General features: G+C 58.4%; 15 protein-coding genes and 1 pseudogene. 15 read left to right on the top strand and 1 reads right to left on the bottom strand.

Annotation, left to right across the window (positions count from 1 at the left end):
- Positions 1-34: 34 nt before the first annotated feature.
- Complete coding sequence (locus tag CAter10_RS18915) at positions 35-1,435, bottom strand: M23 family metallopeptidase (protein WP_061534637.1); 1,401 nt, start codon at positions 1,433-1,435, stop codon at positions 35-37.
- A 276-nt stretch (positions 1,436-1,711) separates the two neighbouring features.
- Here CAter10_RS18915 and tyrS point away from each other — a divergent pair, with 276 nt between their 5' ends.
- From tyrS to CAter10_RS18840, 15 genes and pseudogenes are all read left to right on the top strand, one after another.
- Entirely contained in the window at positions 1,712-2,914 is a 1,203-nt protein-coding gene (tyrS, locus tag CAter10_RS18910) for a tyrosine--tRNA ligase (RefSeq protein WP_061534636.1), read from the top strand.
- 7 nt (positions 2,915-2,921) lie between these two features.
- Positions 2,922-3,380, top strand: coding sequence for a D-aminoacyl-tRNA deacylase (gene dtd, locus CAter10_RS18905; protein ID WP_061534635.1), 459 nt, complete (start codon positions 2,922-2,924; stop codon positions 3,378-3,380).
- 63 nt (positions 3,381-3,443) lie between these two features.
- Positions 3,444-4,079 (top strand): YbhB/YbcL family Raf kinase inhibitor-like protein, encoded by a 636-nt coding sequence (locus CAter10_RS18900; protein ID WP_061534634.1) that lies wholly within the window; start codon positions 3,444-3,446, stop codon positions 4,077-4,079.
- 27 nt (positions 4,080-4,106) lie between these two features.
- The gene (locus tag CAter10_RS18895; RefSeq protein WP_061534633.1) at positions 4,107-4,763 is read left to right on the top strand and encodes a histidine phosphatase family protein; all 657 of its coding nucleotides are present in this window, start codon (positions 4,107-4,109) and stop codon (positions 4,761-4,763) included.
- Between the two features lie 184 nt (positions 4,764-4,947).
- Positions 4,948-6,060, top strand: coding sequence for a GGDEF domain-containing protein (locus CAter10_RS18890; RefSeq protein ID WP_061534632.1), 1,113 nt, complete (start codon positions 4,948-4,950; stop codon positions 6,058-6,060).
- 97 nt (positions 6,061-6,157) lie between these two features.
- Positions 6,158-7,174 (top strand): tRNA dihydrouridine synthase DusB, encoded by a 1,017-nt coding sequence (gene dusB / locus CAter10_RS18885; protein ID WP_061534631.1) that lies wholly within the window; start codon positions 6,158-6,160, stop codon positions 7,172-7,174.
- 136 nt (positions 7,175-7,310) lie between these two features.
- Positions 7,311-7,544: a Fis family transcriptional regulator gene (locus tag CAter10_RS18880; protein ID WP_014007929.1), complete on the top strand. Its 234-nt coding sequence runs from the start codon at positions 7,311-7,313 to the stop codon at positions 7,542-7,544.
- A 196-nt stretch (positions 7,545-7,740) separates the two neighbouring features.
- Entirely contained in the window at positions 7,741-9,306 is a 1,566-nt protein-coding gene (gene purH / locus CAter10_RS18875; protein WP_061534630.1) for a bifunctional phosphoribosylaminoimidazolecarboxamide formyltransferase/IMP cyclohydrolase, read from the top strand.
- 113 nt (positions 9,307-9,419) lie between these two features.
- Positions 9,420-9,962 (top strand): crossover junction endodeoxyribonuclease RuvC, encoded by a 543-nt coding sequence (ruvC, locus tag CAter10_RS18870; RefSeq protein WP_061534629.1) that lies wholly within the window; start codon positions 9,420-9,422, stop codon positions 9,960-9,962.
- A gap of 484 nt (positions 9,963-10,446) precedes the next feature.
- The gene (mraZ, locus tag CAter10_RS18865; protein WP_061534628.1) at positions 10,447-10,875 is read left to right on the top strand and encodes a division/cell wall cluster transcriptional repressor MraZ; all 429 of its coding nucleotides are present in this window, start codon (positions 10,447-10,449) and stop codon (positions 10,873-10,875) included.
- 10 nt (positions 10,876-10,885) lie between these two features.
- Positions 10,886-11,860, top strand: a complete 975-nt coding sequence (gene rsmH / locus CAter10_RS18860; protein WP_061534627.1) for a 16S rRNA (cytosine(1402)-N(4))-methyltransferase RsmH — start codon at positions 10,886-10,888, stop codon at positions 11,858-11,860.
- Entirely contained in the window at positions 11,857-12,129 is a 273-nt protein-coding gene (gene ftsL, locus CAter10_RS18855; RefSeq protein WP_061534626.1) for a cell division protein FtsL, read from the top strand. Before rsmH ends, ftsL begins: the two co-directional genes overlap by 4 nt.
- Complete coding sequence (locus CAter10_RS18850; RefSeq protein ID WP_061534625.1) at positions 12,126-13,907, top strand: peptidoglycan D,D-transpeptidase FtsI family protein; 1,782 nt, start codon at positions 12,126-12,128, stop codon at positions 13,905-13,907. The genes ftsL and CAter10_RS18850 overlap by 4 nt, the downstream gene beginning before the upstream one ends.
- Positions 13,907-15,435: pseudogene (locus CAter10_RS18845) on the top strand (UDP-N-acetylmuramoyl-L-alanyl-D-glutamate--2,6-diaminopimelate ligase). Before CAter10_RS18850 ends, CAter10_RS18845 begins: the two are co-directional and overlap by 1 nt.
- On the top strand, positions 15,432-16,841 hold the full coding sequence (locus CAter10_RS18840) for a UDP-N-acetylmuramoyl-tripeptide--D-alanyl-D-alanine ligase (protein WP_061534624.1): 1,410 nt from the start codon (positions 15,432-15,434) through the stop codon (positions 16,839-16,841). Before CAter10_RS18845 ends, CAter10_RS18840 begins: the two are co-directional and overlap by 4 nt.

Genomic DNA, 16,841 nt, shown 5'->3' with positions numbered 1-16,841 from the left:
GTATTTGCTTAGTTGCCGGGCAATCGGCGTTGGTCTATTTCGACGCCAGTTTTGCGGTCGGCGCCGTTGCGATTTCACTGCCGCTCAACAGGTTGAAGCGATGCGTGATATCGGCTGCAACCGTACGGAAGCGCTGCAACTCGACGCCAGCTAGCGGCGTCACGGTAGGCACCACCACCGACAACGGATCGCGCGGCTGGTTGTCGACACGGAATTCGTAGTGCAGATGCGGGCCGGTAGCCCAGCCGGTCATGCCGACATAGCCGATTACGTCGCCCTGGCTGACCTTGGCGCCTTTGCGTGAAGTTGGCGCAAAGCGGCTCATGTGTGCGTACACGGTGGAATATTTGCCATCGTGCTTGATGATGACGACATTGCCGTAACCGGTTTCGACGCCGGCAAAATCGATGGTGCCATCTGCTGTGGCATGGATCGGCGTCCCAGTGGTAGCGGCGAAATCGACGCCGGTGTGCTTTTTCCATTTACCCAGGATCGGGTGCATACGCATCGAGAAGCCGGATGAAATGCGGGTGAAGGTGAGGGGTGACTTGAGGAAGGCTTTTTTCAGCGACTTGCCGTCGAAACCGTAATAGCCGCCGCCCTGGGCGTTGCTCGGGTCATCAAACCAGACTGCCTGGAAGGGCTTGCCGCCATTTACGAACTCGCCGGCCAGGATGCGCCCGGCGCGCAGGAATTGGCCGTTTTGCCAGAATGTTTCATAGGCGACATTGAAGTGGTCGCCACGCTTCAGGTCGGAAGCAAAGTTGATGTTGGTGCCGAACATGGAGACGATCTGTGATGCCACGCTATCCGGGATGTCTGCGGCATCGGTCGCTGCAAACAAGGAGGAACGGATCACGCCAGTGTGCATTTCGACGCGGCGTTCAATGCTGGCGTTTTCCAGGCTGACGCTGAATTTGTCGCCGTCGCGGCGAATCAGCAGATTCTTGGTGGTGTCGCCGCCGTCGGCGATGGTGGCGCGCAGCGTTTGCAGCACGCCGTCGTTGCTGGTTTGCGCCTGCACCGTAGTGCCGGGCTTGAGACGCAATATGGCACGCGCGGCGCTGTCGGACTTGATGAAGCTGCTGGCAGCGTCGTCGTCAACCCCGAGCCGTGTCAGCAAGGTTGCCAATGTGTCACCGGCGCGCATCTTGTCTTCGGCGATGTACAGTTGCTGCTGGGCTTCAAGCTTGGCAATCTGCTCATTGAGGCTTGGCAATTCCAGTTCTGCGGAAATCGCCCGAACCTGGATATCGTCAGGATCTGTTGCAATTGGAGCAACGCCGGCAGCCCCGAAGGCAATCAATGTCAGCGCAGCTGCAGAGGCGGTGACAATGCGGGTTTTGCGCGAGGAATCAGTGATTCGTGCGACCGCTAGCCTGAAAAGCAACTTGATGTCGGAGCGCAAGTGAATGAATTTATCTTTAGGAGACATGCAATACGTTAAAATTTGCCGTTTGCTACCGATTCTCGTGCTGTTGCTTGTTGGAACGACTTGCGGCGGGATTAAAAGGGATCACGGATTATACCTTACCGGTCTGGGGCACTTTATAGGATTGGTCTGATTTGCGCTAGCGACCAATTCCTGCTGTTTCACGTGCAGACGCAAGCACCATTTTTTAGATTTTACTTTCGCTGGATATATGGCTCACGATTCTCAAAACGCATCACCGACGGCAGCAGGGACTGCTGTTGAAAACACCCCCTGATCCTGTCGGACCGGACCAAAGAGGCGCTGGAGATTACCAAGCGCGGCGTCGACGAACTGCTGATCGAGAGCGATTTTGCGCGCAAGCTGCAACGTTCTGAACAAACCGGCAAGCCGTTGCGCATCAAGTTGGGCCTGGACCCTACTGCACCGGACCTGCACCTTGGCCACACGGTGGTGCTGAACAAGATGCGGCAGCTGCAGGATCTTGGCCACAACGTGATTTTCCTGATCGGCGATTTCACTTCGATGATCGGCGATCCGTCCGGACGCAATGTGACGCGGCCGCCGCTTACCCGTGAGCAGATCGAGGAAAACGCCAAGACGTATTTTGCGCAGGCTAGCCTGGTGCTGGACGCAGCGCGTACGGAAATTCGCTACAACTCGGAATGGTCGGACAAGCTCGGCGCCCGCGGCATGATCGAACTGTCGGCCAAGTACACCGTGGCGCGTATTCTGGAGCGAGAAGATTTCACCAAACGCTTCAAGGCCGGCACGCCGATTTCGGTGCATGAACTGCTATATCCGCTGATGCAGGGTTACGATTCGGTGGCGCTGGAGTCGGACCTGGAACTGGGCGGCACCGACCAGAAGTTCAACCTGCTGGTAGGGCGCGAGCTGCAAAAGGATTACGGCCAGGAGCCGCAATGTATCTTGACCATGCCGCTGCTGGAAGGCCTGGACGGCGTCGAAAAGATGTCGAAATCGAAGGGCAACTACATCGGCATCACCGAGCCGGCCAATACCATGTTCGCCAAGGTGATGAGTATTTCCGACGTGATGATGTGGCGTTATTACGAACTGCTGTCGTTCAAGTCGCTGGCGCAGATCGCCAGCTACAAGGCGCAGGTCGAGGGCGGCCAGAATCCGCGCGACATCAAGGTGGCGCTGGCCCAGGAAATCGTGGCGCGCTTCCATAGCCAGCAGGCGGCAGAAGATGCGTTGGCGGACTTCAACAATCGCGCCAAGGGCGGCATTCCGGACGACATCCCTGAGCTGACATTGAGCGGTGCACCAATCGGTATCGGCCAGTTGCTGAAGCAAGCCAACCTGTGCCCGTCGACGTCGGAAGCGCTGCGCATGGTGGAGCAGGGCGGCGTGCGCATCGATGGCGCCGTAGTCAGCGACAAGGGCTTGAAAGTCGAAGCATCGACCTTCGTGATCCAGGTCGGCAAGCGCAAGTTCGCCCGCGTGACCTTGGCTTGATCGTCGCATGATTGGTTTGTTGCAGAGAGTTAGTCACGCCAGCGTGGTGGTGGATGGCGCCACGGTCGGCGCCATCGAAGGCGGTTTGATGGTGCTGCTGTGCGCCGAGCGCGGCGATAGCGAGAAGCAGGCCGATGCTTTACTGACCAAGCTGCTCGCCTATCGCGTGTTCAGCGACGATGCCGGCAAGATGAACCGCAGCGTCAGCGATATCGGCGGCGGTTTGCTGCTGGTGCCGCAGTTCACGCTGGCGGCGGATACGCAATCGGGCACCCGGCCGTCGTTTACGCCGGCGGCAGCGCCCGAAGATGGCCGCCGCTTATTCGATTATTTCGTCGCACAAGCTGCGAGTCGCCATGCGCAAGTGGCAACCGGCCAGTTTGGCGCCGACATGAAAGTGTCGCTGACCAATGACGGCCCGGTGACATTCTGGTTGCAGGTAAAGCCGACGCTAGTAAAAGCGTAAGCGGTTTTTGCTGTAGTCTGGCAATTCTGCTGACAACTTCGCATTCATCGACAGGAGATCACCGTGAAACTCTGGAGCCATTCTTTCAATGACGGCGCGTATATCCCGGGCGAATTCGCCTTCGCGGTCGTTAATCCCGAAACCCATATCACCTTGTCGGCCAACCATAATCCGCATCTTGGCTGGGGCGAGCCGCCGGCCGGCACAAAGTCGCTGGTGCTGATTTGCCACGACCCTGATGTACCGTCGCGCGGCGATGACGTCAACCAGGAGGGCAAGACCGTGCCGGCAGATTTGCCGCGCGTCGATTTCTTCCACTGGGTGCTGATCGACCTGCCGCCGCATGCGGCATCGATCGAAGCCGCTTCGTTCAGCGATCGCATCACTTCGCGTGGCAAATCCGGCCCGGAAATCCATAACAGCCCGATTGCCGGCGCGCGCCATGGTTTGAACGATTACACTAGCTGGTTTGCCGATGATCCGGCGATGGGCGGCGACTACTTCGGTTATGACGGACCGTGCCCGCCGTGGAACGATGAAATCATCCACCGCTACATTTTTACTGTCTATGCGCTGGATATTGCGCGTCTGCCGGTGGAGGGCAAGTTCACCGGACAGCAGGCACTGGCGGCGATGCGCGGGCATATCCTGGGCGAGGCGTCGATCGTCAGCATTTACACCTTGAACCCTGCTTTGTAAAAGCATCCCGAGGCAACGCATCAATTCATGTCAACTACCGAAATCCTACTGATCCGCCACGGCGAAACCGATTGGAACCTGGAGCGTCGCCTGCAAGGCCATCTGGACATCCCGCTCAATGCGGAAGGTCAGCGTCAGGCGCAGGCGCTGGCCAGGCATTTGGACGGTGTTGCGCTGGACGGCATTTTTGCCAGCGACTTGCAGCGCGCGCAGCAAACCGCATTGCCGTTGGCGCAACTGCTTGGTATCGGCGTGACGATCGATCGTGGATTGCGTGAACGCTGCTACGGCGCGCTGGAAGGTTTGCGCTATACGGAGGCCGCCGAGCGTTATCCCGAAGCCTATGCGGCGCTCATGGCGCGCGACCTTGATGTCCGCTTTCCTGCCGGGGTACATGTCGCCGAAACCGTGCGCGAGTTTTCCCGACGCACGGTCGATACCTTGCTGCGCATGCTGGAGAGCGGGAGTTTTCGCCGCATCGCGGTGGTTACCCACGGCGGCGTGCTTGATTGCATTTACCGCTACGCCCACAACCTGCCACTGGATCAGCCGCGCAGTTGCGATGTGTTTAACGCCAGCATCAACCGTCTGACCTGGCAGGCCGAACAGCCGCGGCAATTGCGGGTCGACGGCTGGGCGGACGTGACGCATCTGGACGACATTTCGCTAGATGAAATCGGCTGAGCACGCGCGCTTCAAATGATGGTGCAGATTGGCATCGGAGCGTTTATGTCAGCTATCTCGTTGTAGCGCTGGGAACCGCTATAAATCTGTATAAGAAAGTGCACAATCAGTCACAATAAAAACGGTGTGCTTGTGCTAACCTTGCTGGCAAGAACTAAAACAATATTGGGGCTCAGGTGCCAGCATGAAACTCAATCTCTTTCCCCGGACCCAGCGCGGCGCTGATACAGAGCCGTTGGCGGAATCGACGGGGGCAAAAAAAACCTTGCCGCCTGCATTGACGCCCAGCGATGAGCAGATGAAGCTGGTGGGCGTATTGCATCAACTGCTGCAAGTCTTGCCGCAAGCCTATAGCGGCCGCGAAAGCATCAAGCGGCTATGCCAGATGATCTTGCCAGCCAGTCCGCATATCCGGCTGGTATGGGTAGGGTTTTGCCAGGACGATTCGGGGCCGACGATCAAGCCGGCGGCAGTGATCGGCAGGGCTGTGGGCGAGGCCGAACATTGGCATCTGGCCAAGGATTGTTTCGACTACGCAGCGCCGTTTGCCCAGACTGTCGATTGGGATGCCGGCCACGAAAGCGACTTCCACGCATTGTTCGCACCTTGGCAGGCGCATCCCGAAGCTTGTTCCGCCAAGGCCGCGCTGGCGATTCCGCTACGTTCGGAAAAGGCGCGCATGCACGGCATGATGGTGTTTTATGCCGATAGCGAGGATTATTTTTCGGAAACCGGGTTTGCCTCGTTCCAGGCCTTCGGCCATATCTGCGAAGTGATCTGGAAACAATCCAATCTGTCGCACCTGTTGACGCGTCAGGCACAGCTTGATTCCCTCACCGGACTGTTGACGCGGCGACGCATCGTGCATGTTTATGAAGAGGCGGTGGCGGCCACGGCGATGGACGAGTCGCCGCTCTCGATCCTGTATTGCCAGCTGGACGATTTTCACAAGATCAACGATCTGTACGGCTGGGCGGTGGCGGACAACATCCTCGCCGCTTTCGCCAAAGACACCGGTGCCCAGTTGCGCAAGGCCGACAGCGGCGGTCGCTGGAATGCGACGGAATTCCTGTACGTGTTGCCGGCCACAGATGCGGTTGATGCGGAGAATCTGGCCGAAGCATTCCTGAGTCATTTCATGCATCACCCGGTCAACATAGAAAACTGGTCGATCCGGCTGGCGTTGTCGATTGGTGTCGCCACTTATGGTGCCGATGGACGCGGACTGGATGAGTTGATTCACTACGCGACACAGCATCTGCGAAGTTCGAGCAGCGCGCCGGAAGCGGAAATCTGATTTGACGGTATCGGCTCAGAATAATCCGCCTGTTGCGGCAATCGCGATAAAATGACGCCTTTCCCTTGCAATTTCAATCCGAGTTATCGAAACCGCCGTGAATATTGGCCCTTACATCCTTCGCAACAATGTTTTTGTGGCACCCATGGCGGGCGTCACGGACAGGCCTTTCCGGCAGCTTTGCAAAGAGTTGGGAGCCGGCTACGCCGTTTCCGAAATGGCGGCATCCAATCCGCGCCTGTGGCAGACCGAGAAAACCTCTCGTCGGATCAACCATGATGGCGAAATGGAGCCACGCGCTGTGCAGATTGCCGGCGCCGACCCGCTGATGCTGGCGGAGTGCGCAAAATACAACGTTGACCATGGCGCGCAAATCATCGATATCAACATGGGTTGCCCGGTCAAGAAAGTCTGCAACAGCTGGTGCGGTTCGGCATTGTTGCAAAATGAACAATTGGTGGCGCAGATCCTGGAGACCGTGGTGAACGCGGTCGACGTGCCGGTCACGCTGAAGTTCCGGACTGGCTGGGATCGCCTCAACAAAAATGCCTTGAATATTGCGCGCTTGGCGGAGGCCAGCGGCATCGCCATGCTGACCTTGCATGGCCGTACGCGCGCCGATGGCTATAGCGGCGATGCCGAATACCAGACGATTGCGGCGGTCAAGGCCGCGGTGTCGATTCCGGTGGTGGCCAACGGCGACATTACGACGCCGGAAAAAGCGCGCCAGGTGCTTGAGTTCACCAAGGCCGATGCCATCATGGTCGGCCGCGCGGCGCAGGGGCGGCCGTGGATTTTCCGCGAGATCGATCATTACCTGCGTACCGGCGAGTATCTGCCGGCGCCGCTGGTGACGGAAGTGCAACACCTGATGGACGAGCATTTGCGTGGACATTACGGATTTTATGGGGATTACTTGGGGGTGCGCACCGCCCGCAAGCATATTGGCTGGTACGTGCGCGATTTGCCTGGCGGAGAGGCATTTCGGCAACGCATGAACCTGCTGGAAGACTGCGGCCAGCAGTTGGCTGCGGTAAATAGCTTCTTTGAATCGCAGTTTGCGTTTGGGGAGAGGTTACAATACGGGGTGGCCGAGCAGATGCTGGCGGCCTGAATCAGATCAACAAGACTTACGTTGCACGTCGTTGGCGACACCCGCCTGCGCTGATGGCAATGGCGCACGGCAATGCGGTATCGGACCGCTGGCGAAATTCTGCGTAAGTCCTCAAAAAAAAAGAACAGTCAAAAGAATGAGTAAAGAAAGTATCCAAGACGTGGTAAAGCAAAGCCTTGAAAAATATTTCAAGGATCTGGGCGAGCAGCCGCCGTCGAACGTCTACGACATGGTGATTTCCACGGTTGAAAAGCCGGTGTTGGAAGCCGTGATCGCGCGCGCCGAGGGTAACCAGTCGCATGCGGCCGAAATGTTGGGCATCAATCGCAATACCTTGCGCAAGAAGCTGCAGCAACACGGTCTTTTGTAATTTTCAGGCAGAGCCGCGGGCGTGCCGGTCACGCCCGCTCAACAGGTAGTAAAGTCAGGCAATAAGGTCAGGCACAATCAGGATTAACGCCGGTAGCATGCCGCAGTTCCCGTCACGGGACGCAGCGTTTTCCCCGCAATGATGCATTTATTCGTTTCCCTTCCCGTCATTCATCTTCACTTCCAGAGTTTTCATTATGATTAAACAAGCCCTCATTTCCGTATCCGACAAAACCGGGATACTTGATTTCGCAAAAGAGTTGTCGGCGCTGGGTGTGAATATTCTGTCGACCGGCGGCACCGCCAAGCTGTTGGCCGATAACGGCATCAAGGTAACTGAAGTGGCGGATTACACCGGCTTTCCGGAAATGCTCGACGGCCGGGTCAAGACTCTGCATCCAAAGGTGCATGGCGGTATCCTGGCGCGTCGCGATTTTCCGGAGCATGTTGCCGCCTTGGCGCAACACCAGATTCCGACCATCGACATGGTAGTGGTCAACCTGTACCCGTTCCAGCAAACCATTGCCAAGGAACATTGCTCGCTGGAAGATGCGATCGAGAATATCGACATCGGCGGCCCGGCCATGCTGCGTTCGTCGGCCAAGAACCACAAGGACGTGATCGTCCTGTGCGATCCAAGCGATTACGCCGCTGTACTGGGCGAGTTGAAGGCCAATGACGGTGAAGTCGGCTACGCCACCAAGTTTGCGCTGGCGAAGAAGGTGTTTGCCCACACTGCGCAATACGACGGCGCGATCACCAACTACTTTACTTCGCTGGGCGAAGACAAGCAGCATGCGACCCGCAGTGCTTATCCGGCAACGCTGAACCTGCATTTCGAAAAAGTGCAGGAAATGCGCTACGGCGAAAATCCGCACCAGTCGGCGGCGTTTTACCGCGACACCCGTCATGTCGAAGGCGCGCTGGCGAACTACAAGCAGTTGCAGGGCAAGGAACTGTCTTACAACAACATCGCTGATGCAGATGCTGCCTGGGAATGTGTCAAGACCTTCAACGAAACCGCCTGCGTCATCATCAAGCACGCCAATCCTTGCGGCGTCGCCATCGGCGGCAATCCGCTGGAAGCCTACAGCAAGGCGCTGCAAACCGATCCGACCTCGGCTTTTGGCGGCATCATCGCCTTCAACCAGGAACTGGACGGCAATGCCGCCGAAGCGGTGGCCAAGCAATTCGTTGAAGTGATCATTGCGCCATCGTTCACCGAGCAAGCCAAGCAGGTGTTCGTCGCCAAACAGAACGTCCGCTTGCTGGAAATTCCGCTGGCGCATGACATCAACCTGCACGACTTCAAGCGTGTCGGCGGCGGTTTGCTGGTGCAGTCGCCGGACGCACGCAACGTTGCCTTGAGCGAATTGAAGGTGGTCAGCAAGAAACAGCCAACCCAGCAGCAATTGCAGGATCTGATGTTTGCCTGGCGCGTTGCCAAGTTCGTCAAGTCGAATGCCATCGTGTTCTGCGGCAACGGTATGACATTGGGCGTTGGCGCCGGCCAGATGAGCCGGGTCGATTCCGCTCGCATCGCTTCGATCAAGGCGCAGAACGCCGGCTTGTCGCTGGTAGGTTCGGCCGTCGCTTCGGATGCATTCTTCCCGTTCCGCGACGGCCTGGATGTGGTGGTCGACGCGGGCGCCACTTGCGTGATTCAGCCGGGCGGTTCGATGCGTGACCAGGAAGTGATCGATGCAGCGGATGAGCATGGCGTCGTCATGCTGCTGACCGGCACCCGCCATTTCCGCCACTAAGAGCGGATCAGCCCTTGGTTCTTGATGTCGGACTCGATCATCGGCAGGTCATGCGCCGATGGACAGGGCGGACACGATTTGTCCGCCCTGCAGGGTTTTTGCGTAAGTAATATATGAAAATCCTCGGCATCGATCCCGGACTGCGGACCACCGGCTTTGGCATCATAGACAAGCAGGGCCATAAACTCAGCTATATCGCGTCGGGCACGATCAAGACCCCGGATGCCGATTTGCCGCAGCGCCTGAAGGTCATATTGGCGAGCGTTTCGGAAGTCATCCGTACTTACACGCCGGACTGCTCGGCAATCGAAAAAGTCTTCGTCAACGTCAATCCGCAATCGACACTCCTTCTCGGGCAGGCGCGCGGTGCAGCGATTTGCGCGCTGGTAAGCGCTGACTTGCCGGTGGCGGAATACACGGCCTTGCAGATCAAGCAAGCGGTGGCCGGACACGGCAAGGCGCAAAAGCAGCAGGTCCAGGATATGGTGCAGCGCTTGCTGTTATTGCCCGGCCTGCCCGGAACCGATGCTGCGGATGCGTTGGCCGTGGCGATTTGCCATGCGCACAGCGGCGATGCGTTGGCGCACTTGGGCGCGTTGGCGCCCGGTTTGGCAAAAAAAGGTTTGCGAGTACGCGGAGGACGCTTGATCGGATAAATCTGTAGCACTGCCGACTGGTATATATTGTGTTTGTATGTTTTCTGCTGTTCAGTGAGTGTTCTTGTCGTCCACGCTTCCGCGCCGTTCATCCCGCACCAACAGCCTGTCAACTTCCTTCTTTATCCACGATCTGTCGCATTTTGAGCCTCCGATGTCCCCTTCCAATTGTGAATCATTGTTTCGCGGTTGCCGGAACAGATACATGTATATATCTAAGAGCTGACTTTTACATCATCTGGTAAGTCCTTCATTTATTTGATAATTCAATGTAAGGGGCTTATTGGTGCATCTTTAAATAGTCGCGCTAAGTCATTGACTTTACTCGAATATTTTGGATGAGGCCGCCGTAAATGGCTTGACCTAGAATAGTGCATCCTCTAAAGTGGGTGAAAGTGTGGAAAAGTGTTTTTTTGTGGGGTATTTTGCGATTCGCAAAGAAGACTTTTCCGGAATTTAGCAATTCAAAAAAGGAGCGTGTGCGGTGTTTCAGGGGGCGTCGGCATTAAATCTCGATGCGAAAGGACGGATGGCGGTGCCATCCAAGCATCGTGACGCGCTCACTGTTCAGTGTGAAGGTCGTTTGACTCTCACCAAGCACCCGCACGGCTGCTTGTTGTTGTTCCCGCGCCCGACCTGGGAAAGCCATCGCGAGCAAATCGCGGCGTGGCCGATGTCGGCGCGCGCCTGGCAACGTATTTTCTTGGGTAATGCCTCTGACGTTGAACTCGATTCCGCTGGACGAATCCTGGTCGCGCCGGAATTGCGCTCCGCGGTCGGTTTGACACGTGAAGTTATGTTGCTGGGCATGGGAAGCCATTTCGAGATTTGGGACGCGGCCAAGCTGGCCGAGAGCGAGTCGCAAGCAGTTGCGGCTGGCATGCCCGAAGTGTTAAGTAATTTTTCGTTCTGACGGACCTGCCATGAGTGAACAAGTGGTGCCCGAATTCCAGCACCGCACCGTGTTATTGGACGAGGCTGTCAGTGCGTTGGCAATCGAAGGCGTGCGGGCGGACGGTATTTATGTCGACGGCACCTTCGGGCGTGGCGGGCATAGCCGCAAGATCCTCGAAAGCCTCGGGCCGCGCGGCCGCCTGATCGCCTTCGACAAGGATCCGCAAGCGATCGCCACTGCGGCCGGGATTGCCGATCCGCGCTTCGAGATCGTGCACGACAGCTTTGCCACGATGGCGCAGGCGCTGCAGCAAAAAGGAATTGAAAAGGTGGATGGCGTCCTGCTGGATCTGGGGATTTCATCGCCGCAGGTGGACGATGCCAGCCGTGGCTTCAGTTTTCGGGCTGATGGTCCGCTCGACATGCGCATGGATACGACGCGCGGCATGTCGGCAGCGGAATGGCTGGCAATCGCGGATGAACAAACAATCGGAAAGGTGGTACGTGATTATGGGGAAGAACGGTTTGCTGTTCAGATTGCAAAGGCGATTGTTGCTGGCCGGGCAGTCCGGCCCATCACTGGGACCCGACAGCTTGCCCAGATCGTGGCAGGCGCCGTCAAGACCCGCGAGAAAGGCAAAGACCCGGCCACTCGCACCTTTCAGGCTATACGGATTTTCATCAATCAAGAGCTTGAAGAACTCGAGGTAGTACTGGACCAGGCATTTCGGCAGATGGCCCAGCAAGGGAGATTAGTCGTGATCAGCTTTCATTCGCTGGAAGACCGGATCGTCAAGCAGTTCATGGCTTCCAAAGCCAGGCTGCCGCAGCCCGACCGTCGCCTGCCGATTCGTGCTGTCGACCTGCCTCAGCCGGAAATGAAACTGCTGGCGCGGATCAAGCCTTCCGACGCCGAGGTTGCGGAAAATCCGCGCGCGCGCTCAGCCATCATGCGCGTCGGCGAGCGCCTGGCCGGCATTGCATCTAACGGAGCCCGTACGTGAGCGGGCGTCTCAATTTTGTCCTGGCGCTGGCCTTGGTGCTATGCGCGCTGGCGCTTGTCAACGCGCAGTACCAGGCGCGCCAGCTGTTCATTGAACTTGAGCGTTCGGCCAGCCAGTCGCGCCAGTTGGATATCGAGTGGGCGCAGTTGCAACTCGATCAATCGACCCTTGGCAAGAACGCCAGGATCGAAGCCAGCGCAACCCGCGACCTGAACATGGTGCCGTTGACGCCGGCCCGTACCCAATACCTGACGGTGGGGGAGAAATGACGCGAAATCCTCCGCGCACCTCTCATACCGCGCGCGTCGCAGCCGGCAAAGGCGTACCTTTTTCGTCCAGCCCAGTGCTGAAAGTCAAGTTGCCGGTATGGCGCTCGCGCGTCGTGCTGTTTGCCCTGTTCGCCGCATTCCTGGCCCTGATCGCGCGGGCGTTGTGGCTGCAAGGCATGTCCACCGATTTCCTGCAGAAGCAGGGTGCTTCACGCTATGCGCGCACGCTGGAACTGCCGGCCACACGCGGCAAGATCCTCGATCGCAACGGCCAAGTGCTGGCTTCATCGGTGCCGGTCAAGGCGATCTGGGCGATCCCTGACGACCTCAAGGATGCGCCGAAGGAAAAGCTGCAAGCCCTGGCCAAACTGCTTGACATGAGCGACGCCGAGCTCAACAAGAAGCTCGATTCCGATCGCAATTTCGTTTACCTCAAGCGCCAGGTCGAGCAAGAGACTTCCGACAAGATCGTCAAGCTCGGCATCGACGGCATTGAAACCCGCAAGGAATACAAGCGTTTCTATCCCGAAGGCGAGGTGATGGCGCACGTCGTCGGCTTTACCAATGTGGAAGACGCTGGCCAGGATGGCATGGAGCTGTCGCAGCAAAAGACATTGGCCGGCACTACCGGCAGCCGGCGCGTCATCAAGGATCGGCTCGGTCGTATCGTCGAGGATATCGAGGCGGTCAAGGAGCCGCATGACGGCAAGGATCTGGTGCTGTCGATCGACAGCAAGATCCAGTACATTGCCTTCACCCAGCTCAAGGAGGCGGTGGAGAAGTTCAAGGCCAAGGCGGGCGGCATTGTCGTGGTCGATGCGAAAAGCGGCGAAGTGCTGGCGCTGGCTAACCTGCCCAGCTACAACCCTAACGACCGCTCGGTGCTGACCGGTGCGCAATTGCGCAACCGCGTGATGACCGACACCTTCGAGCCGGGTTCGACCTTGAAGCCGTTCACCATTGCGTTGGCGCTGGATACTAACCGGGTGCAGGCCACCACGACCTTCCAGGTACCGGACAAGATGACCATCGGCACCGCCACCATTGGCGATTCGCATCCGCACGGTTTGCTGACCATGAGTGTGGCGCAGATCATCCAGAAATCATCCAATCTCGGTACTGCGCAGATTGCATTGAAGATGCCTGCCGAGGAAATGTGGGAGATGTTTACTACCGTCGGCCTCGGTCAGCAGCCGAAATTCGGCTTCCCGGGTGCAGTGGCGGGGCGCGTGCGTCCGGCCAAATCCTGGCGTCCGATCGAACAGGCGACCATGAGCTACGGCCATGGCATTTCCGTGTCCCTGATCCAGATGGCGCACGCCTATACGATTTTTGCACGTAATGGCGACCTGATCCCGCTGTCGTTCCAGAAAGTCACTGAACCGCCGGTCGGCCAGCGCGTGGTTTCTGAAAAGACGGCGTTGACCATGCGGGCCATGCTGGAGCGGGTGACGGCGCCAGGCGGCACCGCACCGAAAGCACAGGTGCCCGGTTACCGGGTCGGCGGAAAAACAGGTACTGCTTACAAGATTGAGGGCGGTAAATACGTCAGGAAATACATTGCCGATTTTGTCGGCTTTGCGCCGGCCTCCGATCCGCGCCTGATTATTGCCGTCATGGTGGATGAACCGACAGTCGGTTCCCATTTCGGCGGTGACGTCGCCGCGCCGGTGTTTGCGACAGTTGCCGCGAATGCGCTACGGGCCTTGAATGTGCCGCCTGACACCAATGTCACGGACATCATCATTCCCGCGGATGGCCCGCAGGAGGGCTTGTGATGACGCGCAAAACATCGCAATTGCAGGACGTGCGGCAATGGCTGGCCGGGGTCATCCAGGCTGGTGCGGAGCTGGTGTCCGATTCGCGCCGGGTCAAGCCCGGCGACGTGTTCTTTGCGTACCCGGGCGATGCCGCCGATGGTCGCGCGTACATTGGGCAAGCCTTGAAAAACGGCGCATCCGCGGTGCTGTATGAGACGACGGATTTTAACTGGGATGCCGCATGGAGCGTACCGCACTTGGCGGTGGCCGGCCTCAAGAAGCTGGCCGGCATGATTGCCAACAGCCATTATGGACAACCTGACAAGGACATGCAGATTGTTGCCGTCACCGGCACCAACGGCAAGACTTCCTGCACCAATGGCTGGGACATGCGTTGTCGCAGCTGGGGCAAACTACCGGCGTCATCGGTACGCTGGGCGTCGGCATTTTCGCGCAGGGCCAGCGCGGCGAATTCGAGGAAACCGGTTACACCACGCCCGATGCGGTCCTGCTGCAACGGGCGCTGGCCGACATGCGCGGCAAAGGCGTTCGTGCGCTGGCCATCGAAGCATCATCGATAGGCCTGGACCAAGGGCGCCTGAGCGGCATGCATGTCGATATCGCCCTATTTACCAATTTCACGCGCGATCATCTAGATTACCACGGCGACGAACAGCATTACGAAGCTGCCAAGCGCATGCTGTTCGACTGGCCCGGATTGCAGCAGGCAGTGCTAAATCTTGATGACGCGATGGGTTTGCGTCTGGTGACGCATCTGCAGCAGAAAAAAGCCGCCATGTCGTTGATCGGATATACCTTGGGCGATGCAGAGGCGCCGGGCGTAGCAGTATTACGTGCCTCGGCGATCCGCACCAATGCCAGCGGCACGGCGTTCCACATTGATTCCCCGTTCGGTTCCGGCCAGGTAAAAACGCAGTTGGTGGGCTTGTTCAATGTCAGCAATGCATTGGGAATTCTGGGGGTGCTGCTGGCCAAAGGTGTCGCATGGGACGCTGCGCTCAAGGCGATTGAACTGTTGGTCGCAGTACCCGGTCGAATGCAGCAATTCGGCGGCCAGGATGCGCCGCTGGTTGTTATCGATTATGCACATACGCCCGATGCCTTGGAGAAAACCCTGATTACCTTGCGCCAGGTCGCGCAGCAGCGCGGCGGCGAGTTGTGGTGCGTGTTCGGCTGCGGCGGCGATCGCGATCCCGGCAAGCGGCCGCAGATGGGCGCTGTCGCTGAGTTGGCGGATCACGTGATTGTCACCAGCGACAATCCGCGCAGCGAAGAGCCGGGCGCCATCATCGCCCAGATCATGGCCGGAATGAAAGCGCCGCATAACGCGCAGGCGCTGGAAGACCGGGCCGCTGCAATCCTGTGGGCGGTACGCCATGCGGCCAAGGCCGATGTGGTGCTGCTGGCCGGCAAAGGACATGAAACTTATCAGGAAATAAAAGGAAAGAAATTGCCGTTTTTGGATGCAGACCACGCCGCAGTTGCTCTCGCTGCACGGGCCACGATGAAAGGCGGTCACGCATGAATACGTCATTGGCTCAATTGCAATCCTGGCTAGGCTTGGCCGCTGTTGCCGGGGATGATGCGCAGCTGAAGATCAGTGGTTTGTCCACGGACAGCCGTGCGGTGACCTCCGGCGATCTGTTCGTGGCATTGCGTGGGGAGCGTTTCGACGCCCACGATTTCCTCGATCAGGTGATCGTGAAAGGTGCTGCCGCGGTATTGGTTGAGCGTGCCCCGGCCGGGCTATCGGTGCCGGCATTGGTCGTGCCGGACACTCGGGCCGCCTTGGGTGCGATAGCCAATCGCTGGCGCCGTCAATTCGCGCTGCCGTTGATTGCCGTCACCGGCAGCAACGGCAAGACCACCGTCAAGGAAATGATTGCTGCGATCCTGGTCGCAGCGTTTGGCGTTGACAAAGCGCTGGCGACGCGCGGCAACTTCAATAATGAGATCGGCTTACCGTTAACTCTGCTACTGCTCGATGCAGGCCACCGGGCCGCGGTGGTTGAGCTGGGGATGAACCACCCCGGTGAAATCGCAGTGCTGACGGCAATTGCAGAGCCGGCGGTGGCGCTGGTAAATAATGCCCAGCGCGAACATCAGGAGTTCATGGCGAGCGTGGCTGCGGTTGCCGCGGAGAACGGCAATGTGATCCGCGGCCTGCCGGCAAGCGGTATCGCTGTGTACCCGGCTGACGATCCGTACACAGACTTGTGGCGCAGCTATGCCGCCGACAAGGCTGGCAGTATCACGTTCGGACTGAGTGCGAATGCGGATGTCAGCTGTAGTTATGCCGCTGCGGCCAATGGCTTTGGCAGCGAGCTGGCGGTGACCGCCATGACGGTCGCCGGTGTCCAGAAGTTCGTGGTGCAACTGGCGGCGGCTGGCGAGCACAATGTGCGCAATGCGCTTGCTGCGATTGCCTGCACGCTGGCCATCGGCGTTGACATCGCGGCGATAAAGCGTGGCCTGGAATCGTTTGCTCCGGTCAGCGGTCGTTTGCAGCGTAAGCTGGCAACTGTCGCTGGTTGCCGCGACGCACTGGTCATCGATGACACCTACAACGCCAATCCGGATTCTGTGCGGGCGGCCATCGATGTGCTCGCTCAGGCCAATGCGCCGCGGCTGCTGGTGCTGGGGGACATGGGCGAAGTTGGCAACGAAGGTCGCAAATTCCATCAGGAAATCGGCGCCTACGCGCAGCAGCGCGGCATTACCCAATTCTTTACGCTGGGCGACCTGGCGGCGGACGCTAGTGCCGCCTTCGGTCCGCAGGCAAAACATTTTATCGACATCGCAGCGTTGCTAGCCGCGCTCGATGCCGTCATGACACCAGACACCACGGTGCTGATCAAGGGATCGCGCTTCATGAAAATGGAGCGCGCAGTTCAGCATCTGGTCGGTACAACTTCCGAGGGGACTCACTAA

The organism is Collimonas arenae (assembly GCF_001584165.1).
Lineage (GTDB): Bacteria > Pseudomonadota > Gammaproteobacteria > Burkholderiales > Burkholderiaceae_D > Collimonas > Collimonas arenae.
Note: the sequence above shows the minus strand (reverse complement) of the source record. Positions and strands in the feature narration are given on the sequence as shown.

What these genes read in the sequence shown, in the direction of transcription:
- CAter10_RS18840 (WP_061534624.1), top strand. Translation starts at nt 15,432, where the DNA reads ATGAATACGTCATTGGCTCAATTGCAATCCTGGCTAGGCTTGGCCGCT.
- CAter10_RS18895 (WP_061534633.1), top strand. Translation starts at nt 4,107, where the DNA reads ATGTCAACTACCGAAATCCTACTGATCCGCCACGGCGAAACCGATTGG.
- CAter10_RS18850 (WP_061534625.1), top strand. Translation starts at nt 12,126, where the DNA reads ATGACGCGAAATCCTCCGCGCACCTCTCATACCGCGCGCGTCGCAGCC.
- CAter10_RS18915 (WP_061534637.1), bottom strand. Translation starts at nt 1,435, where the DNA reads ATGTCTCCTAAAGATAAATTCATTCACTTGCGCTCCGACATCAAGTTG.
- dtd (WP_061534635.1), top strand. Translation starts at nt 2,922, where the DNA reads ATGATTGGTTTGTTGCAGAGAGTTAGTCACGCCAGCGTGGTGGTGGAT.
- ruvC (WP_061534629.1), top strand. Translation starts at nt 9,420, where the DNA reads ATGAAAATCCTCGGCATCGATCCCGGACTGCGGACCACCGGCTTTGGC.
- CAter10_RS18880 (WP_014007929.1), top strand. Translation starts at nt 7,311, where the DNA reads ATGAGTAAAGAAAGTATCCAAGACGTGGTAAAGCAAAGCCTTGAAAAA.
- rsmH (WP_061534627.1), top strand. Translation starts at nt 10,886, where the DNA reads ATGAGTGAACAAGTGGTGCCCGAATTCCAGCACCGCACCGTGTTATTG.
- purH (WP_061534630.1), top strand. Translation starts at nt 7,741, where the DNA reads ATGATTAAACAAGCCCTCATTTCCGTATCCGACAAAACCGGGATACTT.
- CAter10_RS18890 (WP_061534632.1), top strand. Translation starts at nt 4,948, where the DNA reads ATGAAACTCAATCTCTTTCCCCGGACCCAGCGCGGCGCTGATACAGAG.